This is a genomic window from Psychrobacter sp. TB20-MNA-CIBAN-0197 (assembly GCF_040309765.1).
GTDB classification, from domain to species: domain Bacteria; phylum Pseudomonadota; class Gammaproteobacteria; order Pseudomonadales; family Moraxellaceae; genus Psychrobacter; species Psychrobacter submarinus.
This window is the reverse complement of the sequence record NZ_JBEOPC010000098.1, coordinates 1-483: the sequence shown is the minus strand read 5'-3', so window position 1 is coordinate 483 and position 483 is coordinate 1. Positions and strand designations below refer to the sequence as shown.

General features: G+C 39.8%; 1 protein-coding gene. It reads right to left on the bottom strand.

The genetic code is table 11. The features are described from left to right. Window positions 1-15 precede the first annotated feature (15 nt). The coding region (locus tag AAEY83_RS12830; RefSeq protein ID WP_351059277.1) for a cation:proton antiporter domain-containing protein at window positions 16-483 on the bottom strand (468 nt) is incomplete at its 5' end.

The following is a 483-nucleotide window of genomic DNA, read 5'->3' as shown; positions in this document are numbered from 1 at the left end:
CTATCCGATTTATATTTAACGGATAGTTTTGGCTACTTTACCAATACTCAAACCCTGAATTAAAATAGAAAACACCACAACCGCATAAGTAAGAGCCAACAAAATATCGCGCTCGTTCCCATCAGGTAATTGCAATACCAGTGCAACCGAAATACCACCACGCAAGCCACCCCAGGTTAAAACTTTCCACGCACCAGATGGCAACTCTAATTGCTTATTAAATGTAGTGGTTGTTATACCCACAACAATTAAACGTGCCATTAACGCTATTAAAATTGTTAAGCCACCAGCAATAAACAAATTACTCGAAAATGCAATCATGACGACTTCAAGCCCTATGAGTACAAATAAAATGGCATTTAAAATTTCGTCAATCAGCTCCCAAAATAAATCAACGTAATGGCGTGTTTTGTCGCTCATAGCCATACTGCGACCATGATTACCAACCCTTAACCACATCAGTACCATTGCAAGTGGGCCCGA